This window comes from Gammaproteobacteria bacterium (genome assembly GCA_011682695.1).
Taxonomy (GTDB): Bacteria; Actinomycetota; Acidimicrobiia; order Spongiisociales; family UBA4744; genus BMS3Bbin01.
This window is the reverse complement of sequence record JAACED010000018.1, coordinates 1-22,817: the sequence shown is the minus strand read 5'-3', so window position 1 is coordinate 22,817 and position 22,817 is coordinate 1. Positions and strand designations below refer to the sequence as shown.

The 22,817-nt window shown below is 64.3% G+C and carries 20 protein-coding genes; 12 read left to right on the top strand and 8 right to left on the bottom strand.

What is annotated here, in order from left to right; genetic code table 11:
• The first annotated feature begins 188 nt into the window (after nt 1-188).
• The 6 genes from hflB to folK are packed head-to-tail and all read left to right on the top strand — an operon-like array spanning nt 189 to nt 5,270.
• Nucleotides 189-2,066, top strand: coding sequence for an ATP-dependent zinc metalloprotease FtsH (gene hflB / locus GWP04_05365; GenBank protein ID NIA24980.1), 1,878 nt, complete (start codon nt 189-191; stop codon nt 2,064-2,066).
• Nucleotides 2,066-2,641: a GTP cyclohydrolase I FolE gene (folE, locus tag GWP04_05360; protein NIA24979.1), complete on the top strand. Its 576-nt coding sequence runs from the start codon at nt 2,066-2,068 to the stop codon at nt 2,639-2,641. The genes hflB and folE overlap by 1 nt, the downstream gene beginning before the upstream one ends.
• A 44-nt stretch (nt 2,642-2,685) precedes the next feature.
• A complete protein-coding gene (folP, locus tag GWP04_05355) occupies nt 2,686-3,477 on the top strand; it encodes a dihydropteroate synthase (GenBank protein NIA24978.1) in 792 nt (263 codons plus the stop codon).
• Entirely contained in the window at nt 3,474-3,950 is a 477-nt protein-coding gene (locus GWP04_05350) for a hypothetical protein (protein ID NIA24977.1), read from the top strand. The genes folP and GWP04_05350 overlap by 4 nt, the downstream gene beginning before the upstream one ends.
• A 7-nt stretch (nt 3,951-3,957) precedes the next feature.
• Nucleotides 3,958-4,317: a dihydroneopterin aldolase gene (folB, locus tag GWP04_05345; GenBank protein NIA24976.1), complete on the top strand. Its 360-nt coding sequence runs from the start codon at nt 3,958-3,960 to the stop codon at nt 4,315-4,317.
• Complete coding sequence (gene folK / locus GWP04_05340; protein ID NIA24975.1) at nt 4,314-5,270, top strand: 2-amino-4-hydroxy-6-hydroxymethyldihydropteridine diphosphokinase; 957 nt, start codon at nt 4,314-4,316, stop codon at nt 5,268-5,270. Before folB ends, folK begins: the two co-directional genes overlap by 4 nt.
• Nucleotides 5,271-5,273: 3 nt before the next feature.
• On the opposite strand, the gene GWP04_05335 is transcribed toward folK, so the two are convergent.
• Entirely contained in the window at nt 5,274-5,987 is a 714-nt protein-coding gene (locus GWP04_05335) for a methyltransferase domain-containing protein (GenBank protein ID NIA24974.1), read from the bottom strand.
• 138 nt (nt 5,988-6,125) lie between these two features.
• On the opposite strand from GWP04_05335, the gene GWP04_05330 reads away from it, so the two are divergent.
• Complete coding sequence (locus tag GWP04_05330) at nt 6,126-7,466, top strand: hypothetical protein (GenBank protein ID NIA24973.1); 1,341 nt, start codon at nt 6,126-6,128, stop codon at nt 7,464-7,466.
• A gap of 47 nt (nt 7,467-7,513) precedes the next feature.
• Here the strand turns inward: GWP04_05330 and GWP04_05325 are convergent, their stop codons facing one another.
• The 4 genes from GWP04_05325 to GWP04_05310 are packed head-to-tail and all read right to left on the bottom strand — an operon-like array spanning nt 7,514 to nt 11,986.
• A complete protein-coding gene (locus GWP04_05325; protein NIA24972.1) occupies nt 7,514-8,743 on the bottom strand; it encodes an FAD-dependent oxidoreductase in 1,230 nt (409 codons plus the stop codon).
• On the bottom strand, nt 8,743-9,609 hold the full coding sequence (locus GWP04_05320; GenBank protein NIA24971.1) for an AAA family ATPase: 867 nt from the start codon (nt 9,607-9,609) through the stop codon (nt 8,743-8,745). Before GWP04_05320 ends, GWP04_05325 begins: the two co-directional genes overlap by 1 nt.
• Complete coding sequence (gene cooS / locus GWP04_05315) at nt 9,606-11,531, bottom strand: anaerobic carbon-monoxide dehydrogenase catalytic subunit (protein NIA24970.1); 1,926 nt, start codon at nt 11,529-11,531, stop codon at nt 9,606-9,608. Before cooS ends, GWP04_05320 begins: the two co-directional genes overlap by 4 nt.
• Nucleotides 11,531-11,986, bottom strand: coding sequence for a hypothetical protein (locus GWP04_05310; GenBank protein ID NIA24969.1), 456 nt, complete (start codon nt 11,984-11,986; stop codon nt 11,531-11,533). The genes cooS and GWP04_05310 overlap by 1 nt, the downstream gene beginning before the upstream one ends.
• A gap of 587 nt (nt 11,987-12,573) precedes the next feature.
• Here GWP04_05310 and GWP04_05305 point away from each other — a divergent pair.
• From GWP04_05305 to lysS, 4 genes are read left to right on the top strand one after another with little or no spacing between them, the layout of a single operon-like run.
• Nucleotides 12,574-13,389 (top strand): DUF2520 domain-containing protein, encoded by an 816-nt coding sequence (locus GWP04_05305; protein NIA24968.1) that lies wholly within the window; start codon nt 12,574-12,576, stop codon nt 13,387-13,389.
• Nucleotides 13,386-14,279 carry a pantoate--beta-alanine ligase gene (locus GWP04_05300; GenBank protein ID NIA24967.1) on the top strand — a complete coding sequence of 298 codons (894 nt, stop codon included), beginning with the start codon at nt 13,386-13,388 and terminating at the stop codon, nt 14,277-14,279. The genes GWP04_05305 and GWP04_05300 overlap by 4 nt, the downstream gene beginning before the upstream one ends.
• 1 nt (nt 14,280) lies before the next feature.
• The gene (locus GWP04_05295) at nt 14,281-15,048 is read left to right on the top strand and encodes a type III pantothenate kinase (protein ID NIA24966.1); all 768 of its coding nucleotides are present in this window, start codon (nt 14,281-14,283) and stop codon (nt 15,046-15,048) included.
• A gap of 12 nt (nt 15,049-15,060) precedes the next feature.
• Complete coding sequence (lysS, locus tag GWP04_05290; GenBank protein ID NIA24965.1) at nt 15,061-16,575, top strand: lysine--tRNA ligase; 1,515 nt, start codon at nt 15,061-15,063, stop codon at nt 16,573-16,575.
• A gap of 41 nt (nt 16,576-16,616) precedes the next feature.
• Here the strand turns inward: lysS and GWP04_05285 are convergent, their stop codons facing one another.
• From GWP04_05285 to GWP04_05275, 3 genes are all read right to left on the bottom strand, one after another.
• Nucleotides 16,617-17,714 (bottom strand): aminotransferase class I/II-fold pyridoxal phosphate-dependent enzyme, encoded by a 1,098-nt coding sequence (locus GWP04_05285; protein ID NIA24964.1) that lies wholly within the window; start codon nt 17,712-17,714, stop codon nt 16,617-16,619.
• A gap of 119 nt (nt 17,715-17,833) precedes the next feature.
• Nucleotides 17,834-18,949 (bottom strand): hypothetical protein, encoded by a 1,116-nt coding sequence (locus GWP04_05280; GenBank protein ID NIA24963.1) that lies wholly within the window; start codon nt 18,947-18,949, stop codon nt 17,834-17,836.
• A 78-nt stretch (nt 18,950-19,027) separates the two neighbouring features.
• Nucleotides 19,028-20,020 (bottom strand): polyprenyl synthetase family protein, encoded by a 993-nt coding sequence (locus tag GWP04_05275; GenBank protein ID NIA24962.1) that lies wholly within the window; start codon nt 20,018-20,020, stop codon nt 19,028-19,030.
• A 256-nt stretch (nt 20,021-20,276) separates the two neighbouring features.
• Here GWP04_05275 and GWP04_05270 point away from each other — a divergent pair, with 256 nt between their 5' ends.
• Entirely contained in the window at nt 20,277-22,769 is a 2,493-nt protein-coding gene (locus GWP04_05270) for an AAA domain-containing protein (GenBank protein ID NIA24961.1), read from the top strand.
• The last annotated feature ends 48 nt before the right edge of the window (nt 22,770-22,817 follow it).

Genomic DNA, 22,817 nt, shown 5'->3' with positions numbered 1-22,817 from the left:
CCTGCCGGCGGCCGGCGCGTGCAGGCGGTCGTCCCTTCATGGAAGACTCGACAGATCCCTAACTTTGTAGCCGGTCAACGGCGATACTATGAGAGACCCAATCGTGCGTCGAGAGGCGTGAAACCGTCCCGCGAAGGGGCCTGAGGAGGCTTGTGAACCGCACCATTCGTTCGATCCTGGTCTACGGGATGATGGCCATGATCCTGCTGGTCCTCCTCCAGCAGTATGTCGGCACGACGGCAGAGCCGGATCAGGTCTCGTACAGCGAGTTCTGGAACGACATCGCTGCGGGCAAGGTCGCAACGGCGACCGTGATGCAGAAATCCAACGTGGTGACCGGCGAGTTCGTCGGTTCGGTCGACGGCACACCGGACTACAAAGTCGACTATCTGCAGGAGGACGAGAACGAGTTGTCCGCGGCGCTCAGGAACGCCGGTGTCGACGTGAAGGTCGACCCGGAGCCGGCCGGGTTCTGGGAGATCCTCATCACGTTCCTGCCCTGGCTGTTCCTCATCGGCTTCATGGTGTTCATCTTCATGCAGATGCAGGGATCGGGGAACCGGGTGATGCAGTTCGGCAAGTCCCGGGCGAAACAGGTGTCGCGCGACATGCCGAAGATCACCTTTGCCGACGTTGCCGGAGTCGACGAGGCCGTCGAGGAGCTGACCGAGCTCAAAGAGTTTCTCCAATCGCCGGACAAGTTCAGGGCGATGGGCGCCAAGATCCCCAAAGGCGTGCTGCTGTTCGGCCCCCCCGGCACCGGCAAGACGTTGCTCGCTCGTGCCGTCGCCGGTGAGGCAGGCGTACCGTTCTTCACGATTGCCGGTTCCGACTTTGTCGAGATGTTCGTCGGTGTCGGGGCATCACGGGTTCGTGACCTGTTCGAACAGGCCAAGGCACAGGCGCCGGCGATCGTGTTCATCGACGAGATCGACGCTGTCGGCAGGCATCGTGGTGCGGGCCTCGGCGGCGGACATGACGAACGAGAGCAGACACTCAACCAGTTGCTGGTGGAGCTCGACGGATTCGATGTCAACGCCGGCGTGATCGTGATCGCAGGGACCAACCGGCCGGACATCCTCGACCCTGCACTGCTGCGTCCGGGACGATTCGACCGTCAGATCGTCGTCGACCGCCCCGACCTGCCGGGTCGTGCAGCGGTGCTCGCGGTACACGCACGCGGAAAGCCGCTTGCCGACGACATCGATCTCGAGGTGTTGGCCCGTCAGACGCCCGGTTTCACCGGGGCGGACCTGGCCAACCTGCTGAACGAAGGAGCGTTGCTGGCGGCACGCCGCGGCAAGGACATGATCGGGATGGAGGAGCTCGAGGAATCCATCGAACGGGTCATCGCCGGCCCCGAGCGCAAGAGTAGGCTGATCTCCGAGGGGGAGAAGAAGATCATCGCATATCACGAAACCGGGCACGCGCTGGTCGGGTGGGCGCTCCCGATGGCCGACCCGATCCACAAGGTCACGATCATCCCCCGTGGTCGTTCCCTCGGCCACACGCAGTCTCTGCCGACGGAAGACAAGTACATCATGCGGCGTTCCGAGCTCGTCGATCAACTAGCGATGTTCCTGGGTGGCCGGACGGCGGAAGAGCTGGTCTTCGACGATCCGAGCACCGGCGCCGGCAACGACATCGAGAAGGCAACCGAGATCGCGCGCCAGATGGTGATGGAGTACGGGATGAGTGACCGGCTCGGGCCGATGAAGTACGGGCACGCCGACGGTGAGGTCTTCCTTGGTCGAGACTACGGCCGCCAGCAGGACTACTCGGACGAGGTGGCAGCGTTCATCGACGCCGAGGTGCGCAAGCTGATTTCCCAGGCACACCGGGAAGCCCGCCAGATTCTCGAGACCCATCGAGCCGCCCTCGACCGGATGGCGGCCGTGCTCATCGAGAAGGAAACGATCGATGCCGCCGAAGTCGCCGAGATCTTCAAAGACGTGCCGAAGTGGCAGCCCGTGAACAGTGACGGCATCCGCATCCGGGTTCCCGGCAGCACCCCGCCTGCCGGGGGAGTCGCCGTCGATCAAGCGGAACACACAGAAACCGTCTGATGGCACCGGCCCCGGACTTCGAAGCGATCGCCGGCGCGGTCCGTATGATCCTCGTAGCGATCGGTGAAGACCCCGAACGTGAAGGCCTCGCGGGCACGCCCGAACGCGTGGCCCGCATGTACGCGGAAGTGTTTGACGGGCTTCGTCAGGACCCCAAAGAGATCCTCGAGACGGTATTCGTCCAGGAGGAGCACCGCGAGATCGTCATGGTCAAGGACATTCCGTTCTACTCGATGTGCGAGCACCACCTCATCCCGTTCCACGGGAGAGCGCATGTCGCCTACCTCCCCAAGGGGACGCTCACGGGACTCTCGAAGCTCGCCCGCCTCGTTGAGGTGTTCGCCCGCCGGCCGCAGCTCCAGGAACGGCTCACGACACAGATCGCCGACACGTTGATGGATACCGTCGACCCGTACGGCGTACTGGTGGTCATCGAGGCCGAGCATCTGTGCATGAGCATGCGCGGGGTGAAGAAACCCGGCGCGATCACGACGACATCCGCTGTTCGGGGCGCCTTCGCCAAGAGCGCGGCGACCCGCTCCGAAGCGTTCGCACTGCTGTTCGGGAACCGATGACCTGGCAGGCGCGCGGCGTGGCCCTTCCCGGCAGGGCACTGATCATGGGCATCGTCAATGTCACCCCCGACTCGTTCTCCGACGGCGGCCGATTCTTCGATCCGGACGAGGCCATTGCGCTGAGTGTTCGCCTCGTCGCGGATGGTGCCGACATCATCGACGTCGGGGGGGAGTCGACCAGGCCAGGGGCGGAGCCGGTGCCGGCCACCGAAGAGATCAGGCGGGTCACGCCGGTCGTTGCAGCGCTCGCAGGCGAAGGCATCGTCGTCTCCATCGACACCACCAAGCCCGAGGTTGCCCACGCTGCACTGGAGGCGGGAGCATCGATCGTCAACGACGTGTCTGCGCTCGGCACGGCCGGCATGGCCGAGGTCGTCGCCGGATGCGGGGCCGGGCTCGTACTCATGCACATGCAGGGAACCCCTCGCACGATGCAGACCAATCCGACCTACGGCGACGTCGTCGCGGAGGTCAGGGACTTTCTCGTCGATCGGGCATCGTTCGCGCAGGGTCACGGCATCTCGTCGGACTGCATCGCGATCGACCCGGGCATCGGATTCGGTAAGACGATCGCTCACAACCTGGCGTTGCTGGCAGACGTCGGGGTCCTCGTGAAGACGGGCTACCCGGTCGTGATCGGAACGTCTCGCAAGTCGTTTCTCGGGGCGCTGACGGGAGAAAAGCGACCGGAACGTCGCGACGTGGCCACGGCGGCGACTTCGGCGATGGCGGTGGCCGCGGGAGCTTCGGTCGTTCGGGTACACAATGTTGCCATTTCTCGACCTGCCGTGCAGGTTGCCGACGCTATGGTTCGATATGGAGGCGGACTGTCATGACGGGACTGGAACCAAGAGCGTTTACGTGGGTGATCAAGGGACGCCTGGCAGTGTGTGAACGAGTCGGCGGCTACGGCATTCAGCATCGCCGGGTACGCCGTGAAGAGGAGATCGTCTGGCTGCGCAGCGGGGCGGGCATCAATACGGTCGTGAGCCTGCTCGCCGGGGGACAGAACGTGGCGAACTATCAGGATGCCGGCTTCGCCGTGTTCCACGAACCGCTCGTCGGGGAGTATGAACAGGGAGATGTCGATCGAGTGTTCAGTGCTCTCGATCTCGCGCTGTCGGATCCGGACAACGTCGTTCTCGTGCACAGGGACCTGGTCGATGACACGATCGCCGGCCTGCTCGCCGGCTACCTGGTCCACTCGAAGCTGGTCACCGATCCGATCCTCGCCATCGCCGTCATCCAGGAGATCCTCGGTCGGCCGCTCGGTCCGGAGGGCCGCGCGCTCGTTCCCGTCGGAGCCTGAGGCCCCGATGAACGGACAGATCAAACTGGACGGCATCCGGGTCTTCGCGCACCACGGGGTGTTCCCCGAAGAACGACAGGCCGGCCAGACGTTCGTGATCGATGTGACGATGCACCTGGATCTCGAGCCGGCCGTAACGACGGACGATCTGACGGCGACGATCGACTACGGGGCACTCGCCCAGGCCATCCATGATCGTGTCGCCGACGAGAGCTGGGGTCTCATCGAACGTGTCGCCGGCCGTGTGGCCGATCTGGTGATGGAGGACAAGCGGGTCGAGGTGGTCGAAGTGACCGTGCACAAGCCGGAGGCGCCGATCACGGTGCCGTTCGACGATGTGTCGGTGACGATCCGGCGGAGTCGATGACACGGGCGGCGGTCGCGTTCGGTTCGAACCTGGGCGATCGGATCGGTTATCTCCAGACCGCCGTCGCCGCCCTCGCCGGTCTTGGTGAAGTTGAGGCCGTGTCGTCGGTGTATGAGACCGCGCCGGTCGGCGGGCCGGAGCAGGGACCGTATCTGAACGCCGTCGCCGTCGTCGAGACGGACCTGGAACCCCACGAGTTGCTCGACGGCCTGCTCCAGATCGAGCAGCGGGCCGGCAGGGAACGGATGGTCCAATGGGGGCCGCGAACCCTCGACCTGGACCTGATCCTGTATGGCGACCGGGTGCTCGATGATGAGCGTCTGACGGTGCCGCATCCGCGAGTCGCGGAACGCCGGTTCGTCCTGGAGCCGCTCGTGGAGGTGTGGCCGGACGCGGTGATGCCCGATGGGGGATCGGTCGCCGGCCTGCTCACCGGCGTACAAGACCAGAAGGTGTCGCGGATCCAACAACGGTTGAGTACTCGTCCGGAGACGTTCACGTCTCGGGGTGGCTGGTGGGTGACGATGCAGGGCGTGGTACTCGTCGCGGCGGCGGTGGCACTACTCATCGATGCGGGCTCGCTGCCCTGGCCGGCTTGGGTCGTCTGGTTGGGCGCGATCCTGGCCGTTACGGGTCTGGTCCAATCCCTGTTCGGGTCGCGGTACCTGGGTTCGAATCTGACGCCGTATCCGCAGCCGCTGTCCTCGGGGAATCTCGTGGCCTGCGGGGTCTATCGGTGGGCGCGGCATCCGATCTACGGGGGGATCGTGTTGATGCTCGTCGGTGCAGCGCTGTTCCGGCTCAGTCTTGTTGCGTTGGTCGTCGGGTTCGTCGGCGCCGCGTTCTTCTGGATGAAGGCCGGCTTCGAGGAGGAGCGTCTCATGGAGCACTACGCCGGGTACGCGGCGTACAAGGCGCAAGTGAGGAAGCGGCTGATCCCCTGGATCCTGTGACGATCAGGATTCCGGCGACAGCTCCCAGACCTGGGCGTTCCACAACAGACGGGAGCCTCGCCGGGTGACGGTGACGATCTTGCGGTCGATCAGGTCTTTGAGGGTGGCGCTTGCCGCCAGGTGGCTCGGCAGGGGGATCGGCCGGTTGGTGAGCGCCTTGACTCTCCCATAGAGGGCGCGAGCCCGCTGGATGATCGCGGTTTCGTCCTGGAGGGTGCCCGTTGGCAGGAAGAGCCTTCCCATCGGCCGGAGCCTGCGTTTGGCCTCCTCCAGCATGCGGATCGGCAGCTCGCTGCCACGTGGACCACCGCCGCCCTTGGTCGGGAACCAACCGCTGTCGTCGGCGAGCTGGTCCGGGATGCCCGAGACGTCGCCGATGATCACGTCGGCTTCTACGTGGTCGGGAATCGGTGCGAACAGGTCACCCTGGTAGAAGGTGATCCTGTCGGCGACACCTTGCTCGACGGCGTTCGCCGAGCCGACCTCCACGACGTCGGGGCTCTTGTCGACCGCGTACACCCTGGATGCTCCGAGCTTCGCGGCGATGATCGCAAGGATTCCCGAACCGCAACCGATGTCGATGACGATGTCGCCAGGCTCGATGTGCAACGCCTCGGCGAGGAGCCTGGAGATCGTGGACGGCTGGAACGTGGTGTCGGAGATTCGTAGACGTATGGGCCCCAGTCGGCCCTTCCAATCGACGATTCTGTTGTCCATGGCGCTTCCCTCGTACGGTGAACTCACCCTATTCGGTTTCCGGGCGTGTGTGCGGCCGATCTCAGGATGAGACTCGCCGTGTGGATGTTAGGTTGCAGACCGGCCGCTACGCTGCGCCGCTATGACCGGCGGAGGAAGATGATCGATCGATTGCTCACCACGTTTGGGGTGTGGTCCCCGCTGCTCGTCTTCGCTCTCGCCGCAGGGGAGAGCGCCGCGTTTCTCGGACTGTTCCTGCCCGGAGAAGTGACGGTGATTCTCGGTGGGGTGCTCGCCGGAGCCGGGGTCGTGCCCTTGTGGGCGATGCTGGGAGCGGCAGTCCTCGGTGCGGTGATCGGTGACTCGATCGGGTTCTGGATGGGCGGCCACTTTGGACCGGCGTTACTTCGCAGGCCACGCCTCGCCAGGTTCTCCGGGCGGCTCGACGCAGCCGAGGAAAGTCTGGCCCGACGGGGCTGGTCGGCGCTGGTCGTCGCACGGTTCACATCGTTCCTGCGCGCAGTCGTCCCGTTCGCTGCCGGCATGGCGAAGATGCCATACGGGCGATTCGTCGTCGGCAACGTGATCGGCGGCGTGCTCTGGGGGAGCGCCCTCACGCTCATGGGGTATCTCGCCGGCGACAACTGGCAGAAGGTGGAACACTGGCTGCTACGTGGCGGCTTGATGCTCGCGGGTGCACTTGTCGTGCTCGGTGTCATCGTGTGGGCGAGCCGTTGGGTTGCGGGGCATCGTGAGAAGGTGCTGGGATGGCTCGACCCGTTATTGCGGACGCGTGGTGTTCGAGTCCTCGTGGAACGGTTGGAGGGCCCCTCGAGACGGATGGTTCCTCTCTTGTATCTGTGGCCGGTCGCGGTGGTGATCGTCGGTGGCCTGTGGCTGTTCGGTGGGCTTCTCCAGGACCTGCTCGGGCAGGAGGAGTTCTTCTTTTTCGACAAACGGGCACTCGAGTACGTGGCTACTCACCAGATACCGGCCGTCGTGCAGGCGGCACGGTGGCTCAGCACGACCATTCCCCAGTGGGCCACGATGGCGGTCGGCGCCGGTGTCGCCGCGATCATGATGTGGCGACGCCACGCGGCCCGCGCGATCGGGGTTCTCGTGGCCGTCGCCGGGCAGTGGCTGATCGTCGAGGTGACACAACTCGCGGTCGACCGGTCTGCACCATCGCTCACCGCGCTGGGCTCACGTGGGGACTACGGGTTCCCGTCCGAGTACATCGCCGCACTCGTCACGCTCCTCGCGATCCTCGCCTGGCCGTGGCGGCCGGAGGGGTGGCGCACCACCACGTTCCGCTTCGGCGCCGCGACGCTGATCGCAGCCGTCGTGGGCTTCTCTCGCCTGGTGCTGCTCCTCGAGTACCCGTCGGACGTGCTCGCCGGTGCTGCCGTTGGAGTGGGATGGACGGTGATGGCGCTCAGCCTCTCCGACCCGCGTACCCGGGTGGCACTCGCCAGGGCTGTGAAGCGCTCCCGGAAGTAGCGCTTGTCGAAATACCCGGTATCAGGTATCCGGTAGCGCGTATCAGGTCAGACGAGCACGGAGAGCGCCGGGAACGCGACGTCGGAGACACCGAAATCTGGAGCGACGAGCCGATCCCGGAGCGGCGTGACATCCGTCTGCTTCAGCATGAGGGACCGCAGCACCCCGGCGCCTCCCGTGGCACCGGCGAGTTGGAAGCCGACGATACGACCGTCCTCCAGAAACACCTTGCGCATCTGGTCACCCATGCGCCATCGCAACTCCTCAGACCCGCTACTCGTACCGACCGCTATCACCGGCACGCCGAGATGTTTCAGGCTGTTCATCCTCTCGGAGCCCGCATAGGCGCCGGCGTAGCCGGCGAGACGGTCGGCTACCGCTCTCGCCTGAGCGACCGCGTTCGGGAAGATGGCATGAACATATCGTTCGTCGGTGAAGCGATCGAACGTCTCGGCGACATCACCGACTGCGCTGATATCGGGGATGTTGGTTCGAAGGTGATCGTCGACGCGTATACCCCAGCCGACATCGAGGCCTGAACCGGCGAGGTAGTCGACGTTCGGCTTTGCGCCGGTGGCGGCGACGTAGGCGTCGGCCGTCAGCGGCTCAGTGGACTCGAGCACGAGGTTCTTCACGCTCGTGGTGCCTTCGAAGCCGGAGGCCTTGGCTTCCAGGCGAACGACGATTCCCCGACGTTGCAGTTCGGCCAGCACGATTGATGCGGTCTCCGGGTCGAGCATCCTTGGCATCAGTCGATCCATCATTTCGACCATGGTGACGTGCACACCGAGTTCGGTCAGCAGGAGGGCGACCTCCACGCCGATGAAGCCGGCACCGACGACGAGAGCCTGTTCCACACGGCCTTGGCGGACCTCGTCGACGAGTTTGGATGCTGCAGTCAACGATTTGAAGTTGAAGATGCCCGAGAGATCCCGTCCGTCGATTGGCACGTACAAACTGCTCCCGGAGGCGATGACCAGATGGTCATACGAAACGTGACCGGCCCCATCGAGTGTTACCTGCTTGGAGGACGGGTCGATCTCCAGGACCTGGGTGCCGGATCGGTAGACGATGCCGAGACGGTCGCAGACGTCACGACCTTTCCAGTAGAACGACTGCTCCCTTCCGGTCACGAAGAAGTCCGCCATCGCCGGAGGTGCGTACGGCGGGTACGGTTCCGCAGAGATCATCACGATGTCCGTATCGACGCCGTGTCCTCGGAGCGTCTCTGCCACGGTAACGCCGGCGGGACCGGCCCCAATGATCACGACTTTCATCAGCTCAGCTCCTGCTCGGTCTTGATGAGGATGTCACACAGTTGGGTGACGCCGTCGGTGAATGGCGTATGGGAGCCGTCGAACAGGGAGCTCAAGTCCGGCTCCGTTTCGAGCACGCGCTCGTCGAATGGGAGCGCATGCAGCGAGGTGAACGAGAATCCGCCTTCGGCCTCGATACGACCGAGGGTACGTTCGACGTCTTCTGCCTTTCGAACCCGGTTGATCACGAGATGCACGGCGGGAATGTCAAGTCCTCGCGCCAGCCGTGCGGTGTTGACCGCCACCTGGATGCCGTTGAACGTCGGATCCGACAACACCACGGCCTGGTGGAACCCCTTGGCGATCGCCCGACCGAAGTGCTCGACTCCGGCTTGCGTATCCATCAGGATCACTTCATCGTCGCGAAGGGAGAGATCCCCGACGATGGCGTCGAGCAGCGCGTTCTCCGGGCACAGGCAGCCTGCTGCCGGCACGGTCACGGTCCCCATGGCGAGCACGCGAATGCGGTCGTTCGCCGGTACGGCGAATCGATCGACCACGTCGCGCACGTCGGGGTTCAGCCGGAACAGCAGCCCCCACCCTTCTCCGGGTCTGGCTCCTGTCTTCTCCTCGACATAGTCCGCGTTCCGGCTGAGGGGAACGATTTCCCGAGCCTGGTCGAACGGAAGTCCGAGGGCGTACGGAAGGTTCATCTGTGGGTCGGAATCCACCGTCAAGACGGCATAGTCGCGGCGGCCGAGGAGCCCGGCGAGGAGGGCGGTGAGACTGGTCTTGCCCACGCCCCCCTTGCCGGTGACGACCACGCGGAAGCCATCGAGGGGGCCGGCGGTGTGCCGGATCCCATGTTCATGGCCGTGATCGCTCATACCCCTGCTCCGACCTCCTCCGGCATCGCGATGCTGTCCGGTTCGATGAACGGCAAGCCGAGAGCCTTTCGCTTGGCTTCTATGTGGCGCCGGATCAACACTGCTGCTCGTTCCGGGTCCGGTTCGACTGCGAACGTGGCTCCAACGACGCCCTCGAGCCCGTCGGTCAGGAGGTTGACGACGTTCTTGCTTCCAAAGATCGGTGGTTGCACACCCAGCACCGTGTAGATGCCGCTGGCCACGACGTACGCACCGATGGCGACGGCCTTCTCCGAATACCATTCAGGTGCCGCGCCGGCCATCGGAAGATCCGAGATGTCGACACCCAGATGGTTCGCGAGGGCTGCTGCCAGCACGAGGATGCGGCTGTTGTCCACACACGACCCCATGTGTAGAACCGGCGGGATGCCGAGAGCCTTGGCGATGCCCCCGAGTCCCGCGCCTGCGAGAACCGCAGCTTCGGGAAGCAGGTGGCCTGCCTTGCCGTTGGCAATGGCGGCACAACCGGTGACGGCGACCAGGATGTCGTTCTCGATGAGCCGCAGCGTCAGGGTCATATGGCCCTTGTCCTGGGGGATCTTCGGGTTGTTGCATCCGATGACCCCGACCGCACCGCGAATCTGTCCACTCTTGATGGCATCCACCAGCGGTTCGGGGGTACCCCCCAGCGCGCCGAGGATCGCTTCGACGGAGAAGCCGGCCATCATCGGTACCGGTCGCCCGGGGATCAGGATCCGATCCGGGATACGGTTGCCGAATGCTTCGACCGCCGTGCTCACGATCTGCTTGCCGATCTCGAGACCCCGGTGAGGGTCGAACGAGATGTGGGTCGCACCCGGGAACTTCGCCTTGTCGGCCGTCGAGATGATCTGCGTGTGGAAGCACTTGGCCACGTCGGTCACCGACGGCATGATGCACTGGTAGTCGACGACCATCGCCTCGAGTGCCCCGGTCATGATCACCAGCTCCTGCATCAGGTGGTTGCCGGCCATCGGCACCCCTTTGCGCATCAGGAGTTCGTTGCCGGTGCAGCACAGCCCGACGAGGTTGATGCCTTCGGCGCCCAGCTCCTTCGCTCTGGCGACCAGCTCGGGATCCGTCGCCGCCTGGACGATCACATCGGACAGCAGCGGGTTGTGACCGTGCAGCGCGATGTTCACATACTCCTCTTTGAGCGTCGCGAGGTTGACCTGGGACATGACCGGTTCCGGTGTGCCGAACATCACGTCCGACAGCTCGGTGGCGACCATCGACCCTCCCCAGCCGTCGGCGAGGCTCGTGCGCAGGCCGTGCAGCAGGATGTTGACGTAGTCGTTGTCGACACCCATGTGGGTACGGTGCAGCATCTCGACGTTTTCGCGGTCGATGCCGCGAGGGGTGATGCCGAGTGCTGACCACTTGGCCCTGCGCGCCTCGGGAACGCGGTCCAGGAATCCGATGCGCTCCTGACGGCTTCCGTAGTCCTCGAAGATGGCCTCGGCCAGTTCGACGGCAACATCGGCGGCCGGCCGTCCGCTGGAGGCGATGCCGTAGTCCGCGGCCAGATGCTTCAGCTTCGTTTCGTCCTTGATCTCGTACCCGCTGGTACCTCCTTGGGCGGTCTCGAGGAAGACTTCGAGGATGTCACGGCCGTGGTCCGAATGTGCGGACGCGCCGGCAGCGATCGATCGGCCCAGGTTTCGGGCGACGATGGTGTCGGCATCGGCACCACAGACGCCCTTCTGGGGACCTTCGCCAAAGGGATCGACGCGACACGGACCCATCGAACAGTTGCGGCAGCTCACGCCCATCAGACAGTATCCGCACTGAGGCTGCTGGGCGGCGAGGCGTTCCCACACGGTGTCGATACCTTCGACATGGGCCCGGCGCAGCATCACCTGGGCATCTGCCATGATGCTCTGTTTCTCAATTCGACTCGTCATCAGACTCCTCCCGCCACGTGTGCGACTTCCTTGCCCCAGGCTCGCCAGCCGGCCAACGTATCAGGCTCCTCCGAGGCCACGCCGGTGGCGGCGTTGATCGTGACCGCTGTCTTCTGGATACGTTCCTCTCTCAGGAGGTCGTTCAGTTCTCCGTAGACGAGCGCATCCGCCTTGCACACTTCGACGCACGCCGGTTCCTCGCCACGCTGGATGCGATCGAAACATCCGTCGCACTTCGTGGAGGCGATACGAGGCGCCGCCGCGTTGGCTTGCAGATGGAACGTGATCGCCGAGAACGGGCACACCATGGCGCACATCGCACAGGCGATGCACTTGTCGATGTCGACGAGCACGACACCGAACTCGTCGTCATGGATGATGGCTCCGGTCGGGCACACCTGCCGGCACGGTGCGGGGTCACAGTGGTGGCAACGATTAGGGAACGAGCTACCCATCCATGGCCCGGGCTCCACGTGGATCCGGGGCTTGGGTGGGGGGCTTTCGAAGATTGCGAGGTACGGATCCTTGCTCCTGGAATGCTCGACCGCGCAGGCGAACTCACATTGCCGGCAGCCGATACATCGTTGTGGATTTACGAACACTGTTTTCACATGACCACTTCCTTGTGCGATTGTCGGGTGGGTCGTGCGCATGACGGTGGGGCCCGTCGCCCGGGAGTCTGTTGGGCAATGCAAGGCACGTATCTCGACGACCGTGTAGCGCCCTGCGATGCAGTCAGCGACTGCGCTTTGTTACGCCAGAGCCGTCGCGCTCGCCCCGCGATCTCGAATCGACCTGAGGTTGCGATACGAAATACGAAGTACCGAGTACGAGATGAGTGACATGCACAGTCGCCGATCCACGCACCGGCGTTACTCAGGAGACTTCTGGCCGGACAACTGGAAACTACCCCATGGTGTTTTCAACGCTAGTCCTGAGCGTGTGGTCGTGCGGCCCGCGACCCGTTCTTGCGGCAGACCGCGAGAACGGGGGGTAGCCTGTTATCCGGTCGGGTACCGCGGACTCGAACCGGGAGGTTCCCTTGAACATCATCCTTGCCGGACCAGGGCGTGCAGGCACGGCGCTGTGTCTGGCTGCAGCGGCGGCAGGGCATCGCGTCGTCGCCGTGCTCGGACGCCGGCCGGAAGCCGTCAAGGACGCAGCGGCACGATTCGGCGCTTCCACCCTCGGTCTCGACGACGATCTGCCCGTTGCGGACCTGCTCGTGGTGGCGGTACATGACGACGCTATCCAAGAGGTCGCCGAGCGATTGGCGCCGCGTGTGCCCAACGTCGATGCTGCGGTCCACCTCAGTGGTCTGAAACCGGCATCGACGCTCGCCTCGCTGGCCGGTGCGGGTCCGGCAATCGGAGTGCTGCACCCGCTCCAGACGCTGCCGACGCCCGAAGCCGGAGCTGCGGCCCTTCCTGGTTCATGGTTTGCCGTCACCGCACACGACCCCGGGCTCCAATCGGATCTCGAGAATCTTGCCCGGTCGATCGGGGGGCACCCCTTTACGCTCGACGATGAAGATCGGGCCCTCTATCACGCTGCTGCCGCGACCGCAGCGACCGACACGGTCGCCGTGCTGGCACTTGCAGCCAAGTTGTTCGCGGCGGCAGGGGTTCCTTTCGATGCGGCCCGTCCGCTCGTTGAGGCCGTCGTCGCCAACGCATTCCGGCTCGGTCCGAAGGAATCGTTGACCGGTCCGATTCAGCGAGGCGACGTGGGGACGGTCGTCGCTCAACTCCAGGCTGTCGCCGATCGTGTACCGGAGGAGGCCGATCGGTTCCGGATGCTCGGCAGGTTCGTAGCCGAACTGGCGGGGACCAGAGGCATCTTCGAGGAGATCCTGTGAACATCGTCACCACGTTCGAGGATGCCCGGGCGGCGAGGCGGGGCGTCGTCGCCCTCGTGCCGACGATGGGTTACTTCCACGAGGGGCACCTGTCATTGATCCGCAGCGCACGCACTGCCGCCGACACGGTGCTGGTCAGCCTGTTCGTCAATCCTCTCCAGTTCGGCGAAGGTGAGGACCTGGACCGGTATCCCCGCGATCTGGATCGGGACGCCTCGCTTGCCGACGATGCGGGCGCCGACGTGCTGTTCGCGCCTTCCGCCGAGACGATGTACCCGGTGAGCCCGGCGATGAGCGTGACCGTCGGTTCGCTCGCAGACCACCTCTGTGGCGCCTACCGGCCGGGGCATTTCGAGGGTGTGGCGACGGTGGTCGCCAAGCTCTTCGCCGGCCTTCAGCCGGACCTCGCCTTGTTCGGGCGCAAGGACGCCCAGCAGCTCGCGGTCCTGCGTCGACTCGCCGTGGACCTGTCGTTTCCCGTTCGGGTGATCGGCCGGCCCATCGTGCGCGAACAGGACGGGCTGGCGCTCTCGAGCCGCAACATCTACCTGTCGGCGGATCAGCGCCGATCCGCGCTGGCGTTGTCGCGTGGCCTTGCACGCTCCGCCCTGGCCGCACTCGACGGGGAGCGGTCCGCGGCCGCATTGGAGTCGATCGTCCGGACCGAATGCGAGCAGACTCGCGGAGTCGAGGTGCAGTACGTGCAACTCGTCGACGCTCAAACGGTGCAACCGATTCCGGAACTCGACCGTGACGCGTTCCTGGCCATCGCAGCTCACGTCGGGAAGACACGCCTCATCGACAATGTCCACTTCTGGCTGGATGGAGACAAGCTCACCTACGAACTCGGCGAACGTCTCGACCGGGCGACGATTCTGGGAGGCAACTGACATGCTGCTCGCCATCGACATGGGCAATACACAGACGGTCGTAGGGCTGATGGAGGGCCCGAAGCCGGCTCACCACTGGCGGCTCGCGACCGACCGTGCCCGCACCGCCGACCAGTATCGGCTCCTTCTCCAGGGATGCTTCGATCTCGACGGTATCGACGCCGAGGAGGTCACCGGCGTTGTCATCTCATCGGTGGTGCCGCACGCCACCGAGGCGCTTCGCACCGCCGCCGCCTTGTTCGACTCTGCAGAAGTCCTCATCGTGGAACCGGGCATCAAGACCGGCATGCCGATCCTGATCGACAATCCAAGGGAGGTGGGCGCGGACAGGATCGTCAACGCGGTTGCCGCGAGGCACGCCTACGGGACTCCCGTCGTGGTCGTGGATTTCGGCACTTCGACCAACTTCGACGTCGTTTCCAGGGAAGGCGAGTACCTCGGCGGAGCGATCGCTCCAGGCCTGGAAGTCTCCATGGATGCACTCGTGTCGGCGACCGCGGCGCTTCGCCGAGTTGCCCTCGAGCCGCCTCGCGCGGCGACAGGCAAAGGCACCGTCGAGGCGATCCAGTCGGGGCTGCTCTACGGGCATGCGGGCCTGGTCGACGGGATCATGACTCGAATCGTTGACGAGCTGGGCCCGGACACCGCTACGGTTGCCACGGGAGGGCTTGCATCGGTGATCGTTCCGCATTGCCACACCGTCGACGATATCGACGAGTTCCTGACGCTGTCCGGTCTCCGGCTGCTCTGGGACCGCAACGCGGGGTAAGGTGCTGCGGCCATGACCGATGAACACGAGACTCCGCCTTCTGACGAGGATCCCCTTGTCGCACACCCACTGACCGCACGGCGTCTTGCCAAGGTGGAGGCGTTGAGGGCGCTCGGCGAGGAACCCTATCCGCAGCGTTTCGAGAGGACCGTCACTGCGGCCGACCTGGCCGGGGAGTACGCGGATCTCGATCCGGGATCGTCGACAGGGACGACGGTGTCGGTTGCGGGCCGGGTGGTCAACATCCGGCGGCTCGGCAAGCTGAGCTTCTGTGTCTTGCAGGACGTCACCGGACAGATCCAGCTCTTCGTCGACAGGCGCACCATGGGCGATGACCGTTTCGAGCGGTTCGACGAGGACATCGACACCGGCGACTGGGTCGGAGCGACCGGCGAGGTCATCACGACCCGCCGAGGCGAACTGAGCGTGCGTACCAGCGAGATCCGTCTGCTCTCCAAGGCGCTTCGGCCGCTGCCGGAGAAATGGCATGGGCTCCAGGACAAGGAGCGCAGATTCCGCCAGCGGTACCTCGATCTGATCGCCAACGAGCAGGCCAGGCGTGTCGCTCAAGTGCGGATCGACACGGTCGCCGCGCTCCGCAGCGCCTTCGTCGACCAGGGGTTCGTCGAGGTGGAGACTCCGATGCTGCAATCCGAGGCCGGCGGCGCGCTCGCTCGGCCGTTCGTAACCCACCACAACGCGCTCGATATCGACATGTACCTTCGCATCGCCACCGAGCTGCACCTCAAGCGGCTGGTCATCGGAGGGATGGAGAGAGTCTTCGAACTGGGCAGAGTCTTCCGCAACGAGGGAATCGACGCCACACACAACCCCGAATTTACGACGCTGGAGGCGTACCAGGCGTTCGCCGACTATCACGACGTGATGGACCTGATGGAAGGCGTCATCGGTTCGGTTGCCGAGGCCGCCTCGGGCGGAGTGGTCATCGAGTACCAGGGCAGGACGTTGGATTTCACACCGCCCTATCGGCGCGTCCGGCTTCTCGATCTGGTCGCCGACGCGACCGGCGTGGAGATCTCCTTCGACCGCACGCGCGAGGAGTTGGCCGACGTGTGCCGCCGGCATGGCATCTCGGTGCATCCCGTCTGGGGCAAGGGCAAGCTGATCGTCGAGCTGTACGAGCGGCTGGTGGAGCCCAACTTGTGGGAGCCGACGTTCGTGATCGACCATCCGAAAGAGACCTCCCCGCTCGCCAGGGAGCATCGTGATGATCCGAACCTGACAGAACGGTTCGAGCTGTTCGCCGGGGGGATGGAGTTGTGCAACGCGTTCAGCGAGCTGATCGACCCTGTCGACCAGCGGGCGCGGTTCGAGGCTCAGGCCCGGGCCAAGGCCGAAGGCGAGGAGGAGACCCACCCGGTGGACGAGGACTTCCTCCGGGCACTCGAATACGGGATGCCACCCACCGGCGGTCTCGGGATCGGTGTGGATCGGCTCGTGATGCTGCTCGCCGACGAACCGACGATTCGTGAAGTGGTTCTGTTTCCGACGATGCGCCCCGAATAGCCGTTCTCGTCACACTTCGACGGGTCGGTTCCCGTCGACCGTCACGAGAGCAGGGTGGTGAGGCGCCGCACGGCTTCGGTGATGTCTCCGGTCGACTCGGCGTAGGAGAACCGCACGTACCGATTTCCTTTGGCCGGGTCGAAGTCGATTCCCGGCGTGACCGCCACGCCGGTCTTCTCCAGCCATGTGCGGCAGAGCTCCTGGCTGTCGTCGGTGAGGTGTGAGACGTCGGCGTAGACGTAGAAGGCGCCATCGGCGGGAGCGAGCTTCGTGATTCCGGCAGCGGCGAGGCCTTCGATGAGGATCCGGCGGTTGGCCGCGTAGCGATCGACGTTGGCGTCGAGCTCGGCCGTGGAGTCGAACGCGGCGATCGCGGCGACCTGCGAAAGTGCCGGCGCAGAGATGAACAGGTTCTGGGCGAGTCGTTCCACGGGACGGACGAGGTCATCCGGCAGGATCAACCATCCGAGGCGCCATCCGGTCATCGAGTAGTACTTGGAGAAGCTCTGCACGACGACAGCCGATTCGGCGTATGCCGCAGCCGTCGGCGCCACCGGCCCGTAGGTGATTCCGTGGTAGATCTCGTCCGACAGCATGCGGATGCCGCGTTCCTGTGTATAGGAGGCGAGGGTCTGCATCTCTCTGGTCGTGAGAATCGTTCCGGTCGGGTTTGCGGGGCTGGCGACCACGAGACCGTCGAGCGGTCCTGCGGCGTCCAGCAGTCTCGGCGTCGGATTGAACCTGGTACCGGGACCGACCGGGATCGGCGCGACCGTGATGTCCAACGCTTCGAGGATGTTGCGGTACGCCGCATATCCGGGTTCGGTGATCGCCACCCGATCGCCGGCGTCGAACGCGGCGAGCGTTGCGAGCACGAACCCTCCTGATGCTCCGACCGTCACCGCTACACGTTCGACCGGCACCTCGACGCCGTACGCCTCCTCGTAGTGGGTTGCGATCCGGTCGCGAAGCTCCGGGATGCCGGTGGCCTCCGTGTAGCCAAGCCGATCGGTCTGTAGCGCCTCTGCGGCCGCTCGGCGTACCCCCGCCGGTGCGGGCGTCGATGGCTGACCGACTTCGAGATGGAGCACATCACCCACTATCCGTCCTCGTTCTGCGGCGGCTTTCATCACCTCCATCACGTAGAACGGAGCGACCTTGGATCGGTGAGAGGACTTCACGCCCTGGAGGGTAGCTCGCGCGCCGGCGGCTCCCGTGGCGGGGAGGATTCGTCGCCGACAACGGTTCGGGTACGGGGTCAGGTCCCTGTCAGCTCGCCGTCGACGGTGAGTGTGCGACCGAATGCATCGATACCGGAGAGCGTGCCGGTGACGGTCACCGCATCCCCGGGCTGGAAGCCGCTTCCGGCGGACGCTGCGACGACTGCGGTGATAGTCAGCGGGCCGAACAACTCGGTGTCGATGGATCCGACGTCGACCGTCACGCCTGATTCCGATCGCTCGGCCACCGTGCCGTTCCACCGGATCTGTCGCCCCGCGTATCGTTCTTCGAATATCGCCGTCATCTGAAAACTGAGAAGGTGACCTCCGAAGAGCACCTCCGCAACATCGAGCGGATCGGGTCCGGCCTGCGAGGTGTCGGGTGCGGACTCGGGGACGATGTCGCTCGGTTCCGACATCGGGGAAACCATCACGAACTCACTCGTCTCGGAATCGAGCATCATCTCGGGAGATGTCTCTGCGGCCAGTGGCTCCTCGGGAAGGAGCTCCTCGAGTTGCTGCGGCAGGAACGGGTCCGGTGCCAGCAGAGGCGGGACGGCGAAATGGGAGGTGACGCGCCGTTGTTGCGTCTCCCCGCATTGCGCGACAACCTTGCCTGCGGTGAGGAGACGCTGTGCCGTCTGCACGATCTTGTCCGGTTTGCGTTCAACGACCTTGCGGTCGAACACGATGTGGTCGTCGGTGATCTTCGCTGCCGGCAGCGCCTCCAGGAGTTCGCGTACCGTCTCGCGCACCGACGGGGTCAACACGGTCGCCAGCTGGTCCGGGTCGGTGGTCTTGACCGTGAACTCCTCATCGAACGTACTGTCGCCCGTCTCGGCGTCCTGGGCTCCCAGGAACTCGGAGATTCTCGAGATTCCCGTTTTGGAGGTCACCTGCAGGCCCACGTTGAGCGACGGATACCGAACGCGATACCTCGTCGCCTTCGATCTGCCGGATGAACGCACCTCGATCGTGAGGTGCAACCCGTCGACCGAACCTTCGATCTTTGGAGGGGCCAGGAGGTTCTTCTTGCGATAGGCGATGCCAAGCACGCGAGCTGCCGCTTTCCACGCTCCGGCGAGCTGACTGTTCGAGAACAGAGACAGGATGCCGATGCCGATGGCGATGGTGAATAGGAAAGGAAAATCCATGCAGATCAGTGTACGGAATAATCACCGAATGCGTACGGCAAGATGTCCGGATCGGCACCGACCAGCCGGTACCAGGTCCTACGAACGTGCGTACTCGACCTGGGCCAGCAGGTAGTCGCCGAGGCCGGCCAGCACGTTCCTGGAGGGGATGGGTGGAAGATCGGCGATGACCGAGGCTGCGGTCAGGGATCTCGTGCGGGCCTCGTCGAGCACCTGATCGACGAAACCGCCGGCGCGCACCATGCGGATGACCTCGTCGATCGCTCTGGCCGTGTACGGACGCTCCGCCAGAAGTTCTCGGATGTGAGGCCCGTCGGTTCCTTCGAGCGCGTAGAGCAGCGGCAGGGTGAACTTGCCTTCACCGATGTCCGACCCCGCCGGTTTTCCGAGGAACTCATCGGTGGCGACCAGATCGAGTGCATCGTCGGTGATCTGGAAGATGACGCCCAGCTCCCATGCCCACGCGCTCAACGCGTCGACCGTGGCGGGTGTCGCGTCGGTTGCCATCGCCCCCACACGGGCCGATGTCCGGATCAGCGATGCCGTCTTCATCTCCACGACCCGGTAGTACTCGTCAGGTCCATGATCGACGTCGAAGTCCAATTGCAGTTCCAGCGTCTGTCCCTCGACGAGCTCCGCATACGTGCGGGAGAGAAGTTGAACGGCCTCACGCCCGAGCGTGTCCGCAGCCAGTTCGGTCGCGCGGGCCATGAGGAAATCACCGGCGAGGATTGCGATCGTGTTTCCCCAGTTGGTGTTCGCGGAGCCGGTTCCCCGGCGGGTTTCCGCCTCATCGATGACGTCGTCGTGGTAGAGGCTGCCAACGTGGATGAACTCGACGGCGACGCCGGCGTCGATGACGCGATCGTCGATTGTTCGGCCGAACTCTCCTGCGATCTGCGCGAGGAGGGGACGGAAGCGTTTCCCGCCGGCGAGCAGGAGGTGTTGCGCGATGTCGGTGAGGAACCCGTAGTCCGACTTCGACACCTCGGCGAGGCGCGTCTCGACACGGCGCATGCGATCCCAGACATCGGGAATCGGGACCAGGTTCTCGAGTTTCGGTGTGTCCACCCGGGCTCTCCGTCGTTGGACCAGCATGGTAGCGACCACGGTGAAGGGGGCCGGCGCCGAGCGCCACCCTGCACGATCGGACCGTCGTGTTTGGGATTAGGGTTCAGTTGGGATGATGATTGTGCCGATGAGTGTTGTAGTGGGTGCAGGTGCGTGTGACGAGGTACCCTGCCTCTGAGTAGGTAAGGGCCATCGCTATACTCCCCAGACGCCTGCCCCATCTGTTTGGGGGTTAGGAAACAGGAGGCACAAGGCCGTGTTCGAGCGATTCACAGACCGGGCTCGCAGAGTCGTGGTTCTCGCCCAGGAAGAAGCGCGCCTGCTCAACCACAACTACATCGGTACGGAGCACATCCTCCTCGGCCTGATTCACGAGGGTGAAGGAATCGCCGCCCAGGCGCTCCAGTCGCTCGGTGTGAACCTCGACGGTGTCCGGACACAAGTCGTGGAGATCATCGGTCAGGGCCAGCAGGCTCCGAGCGGACACATTCCGTTCACACCTCGGGCGAAGAAAGTTCTCGAGCTGTCGTTGCGGGAAGCGCTGCAACTCGGCCACAACTACATCGGTACCGAGCACATCCTTCTCGGCCTCATCCGTGAAGGCGAAGGGGTTGCCACACAGGTGCTTCAGAACCTGAACGCCGATCTCCCACGAGTTCGACAAACCGTCATCCAACTGCTCTCCGGCGTGCAAGGTGAAGAACGTTCCTCCGCGCAGGGGGGCGGCGGGGGAGGACGTGAGAGTTCCGGTTCGGGCTCCACGATTCTCGACCAATTCGGTCGCAATCTCACCCAGATGGCTCGCGAGCACAAACTCGACCCTGTGATCGGGCGTCAACGCGAGATCGAGCGGGTGATGCAGATTCTGTCTCGCCGGACGAAGAACAATCCCGTCCTCATCGGCGAACCGGGAGTCGGCAAGACCGCCATCGTCGAAGGTCTCGGACAGCGTATCGTCGTGGGTGAGGTCCCTGAGACCTTGCGCGGCAAGCAGGTGTACACACTCGACCTCGGAGCGCTGGTGGCGGGATCCCGGTATCGAGGCGACTTCGAAGAACGTCTCAAGAAGGTCTTGAAGGAGATCAAGAGTCGCGGCGATATCCTGCTGTTCATCGATGAGATCCACACGCTCGTCGGTGCAGGTGCCGCCGAAGGCGCCATCGACGCGGCGAGCATCCTCAAGCCGATGCTGGCTCGCGGTGAGTTGCAGACCATCGGCGCAACGACGCTGGAAGAGTACCGAAAGTACCTGGAGAAGGATGCTGCCCTCGAGCGGCGCTTCCAGCCGGTGCAGGTGGATGAGCCCGATGTCGCCGAGACGATTCAGATTCTGGAAGGTCTCAAGGACCGGTACGAGGAACACCACAGTGTCCGCTACACGGACGATGCCCTGGTGAGCGCAGCAAATCTCGCCGACCGGTACATCTCCGACCGGCACCTTCCGGACAAGGCGATCGACCTGATCGACGAGGCCGGCAGCCGGATGCGGATCACGCGGACCGGGTCGTCGCCCGATCTCAAAGACGTCGACGTTCGGATCAAGGATGTTCGCGGCCAGAAGGCGGAAGCCGTCCAGGCACAGCAGTTCGAACGTGCCGCACAGCTTCGGGATCAGGAGCGGCAACTCATCGCAGAGCGAGCCGAGCGTGAACAGGCGCTCAAAGAGAGCGGCGCGCCGGCAGCCTGGGTGATCGATGAAGAGGAGATCGCAGAGGTCCTCGCACAGTGGACCGGGATCCCGGTTCACCGGTTGACCGAAGAGGAGACCGAGCGGCTTCTCCAGATGGAAGAGAAACTGCACGAACGGATCATCGGACAGCACGATGCCATCGTTGCGGTCTCGAAGGCGATCCGCCGTACCCGTGCCGGGTTGAAGGACCCCAAGCGTCCTACCGGTTCCTTCATCTTCCTCGGACCTTCCGGGGTGGGGAAGACAGAGACGGCGAAGGCTCTTGCAGAGTTCCTGTTCGGGGACGAAGACGCACTTATCCAACTCGACATGTCCGAGTACATGGAGAAGCACACGGTCAGCCGTCTCGTCGGCTCGCCACCCGGATACGTCGGCTACGACGAGGGCGGCCAGCTCACCGAGGCGGTACGGCGCAAGCCTTTCTCCGTGGTCCTGTTCGACGAGATCGAGAAGGCCCACGCGGATGTGTTCAACACGCTGTTGCAGATTCTCGAAGACGGGCGCCTCACCGACGCGCAGGGCCGCCAGGTGGACTTCAAGAACACCGTCATCATCATGACGTCCAACCTCGGAAGCTCGGAACTCCACAAGAAGGCGGTCGGGTTTGTGGCCGGTTCGGATGAGCTCAACTACGAGATGATGCGGGACAAGATCCTCGACCAGCTCAAGAAGCATTTCCGGCCCGAGTTCCTCAACCGTATCGACGAGGTGATCGTGTTCCACGAGCTCTCTGTCGACGAGGTCAAGGAGATCATCGACCTTATGCTCATGAGGGTACGGGAGCAGCTCAAATCGCGGAGCCTCGAGCTCGTCTTGAGTGATGCCGCCAAGGAGCACCTGGCAACGCAGGGTTACGATCCCGAACTCGGAGCCAGGCCGTTGCGCCGGGCTATTCAACGGCTGCTGGAGGATCCGCTCTCCGAGCGTGTCCTGAAAGGCAACTTCAAGGCAGGCGGCACGATCGTGGTCGACCGTGACGAAGGTTCGGATGTCCTCGATTTCGAGGTGATTGAAGCGCCCGACCAGCCGCCCGTGGAACTGGCAGGCTCGGAAGGCTGAGTCCAGCTTCCAGCCGCTGAGTCGGTATTTCGTACTTCGTATTTCGTA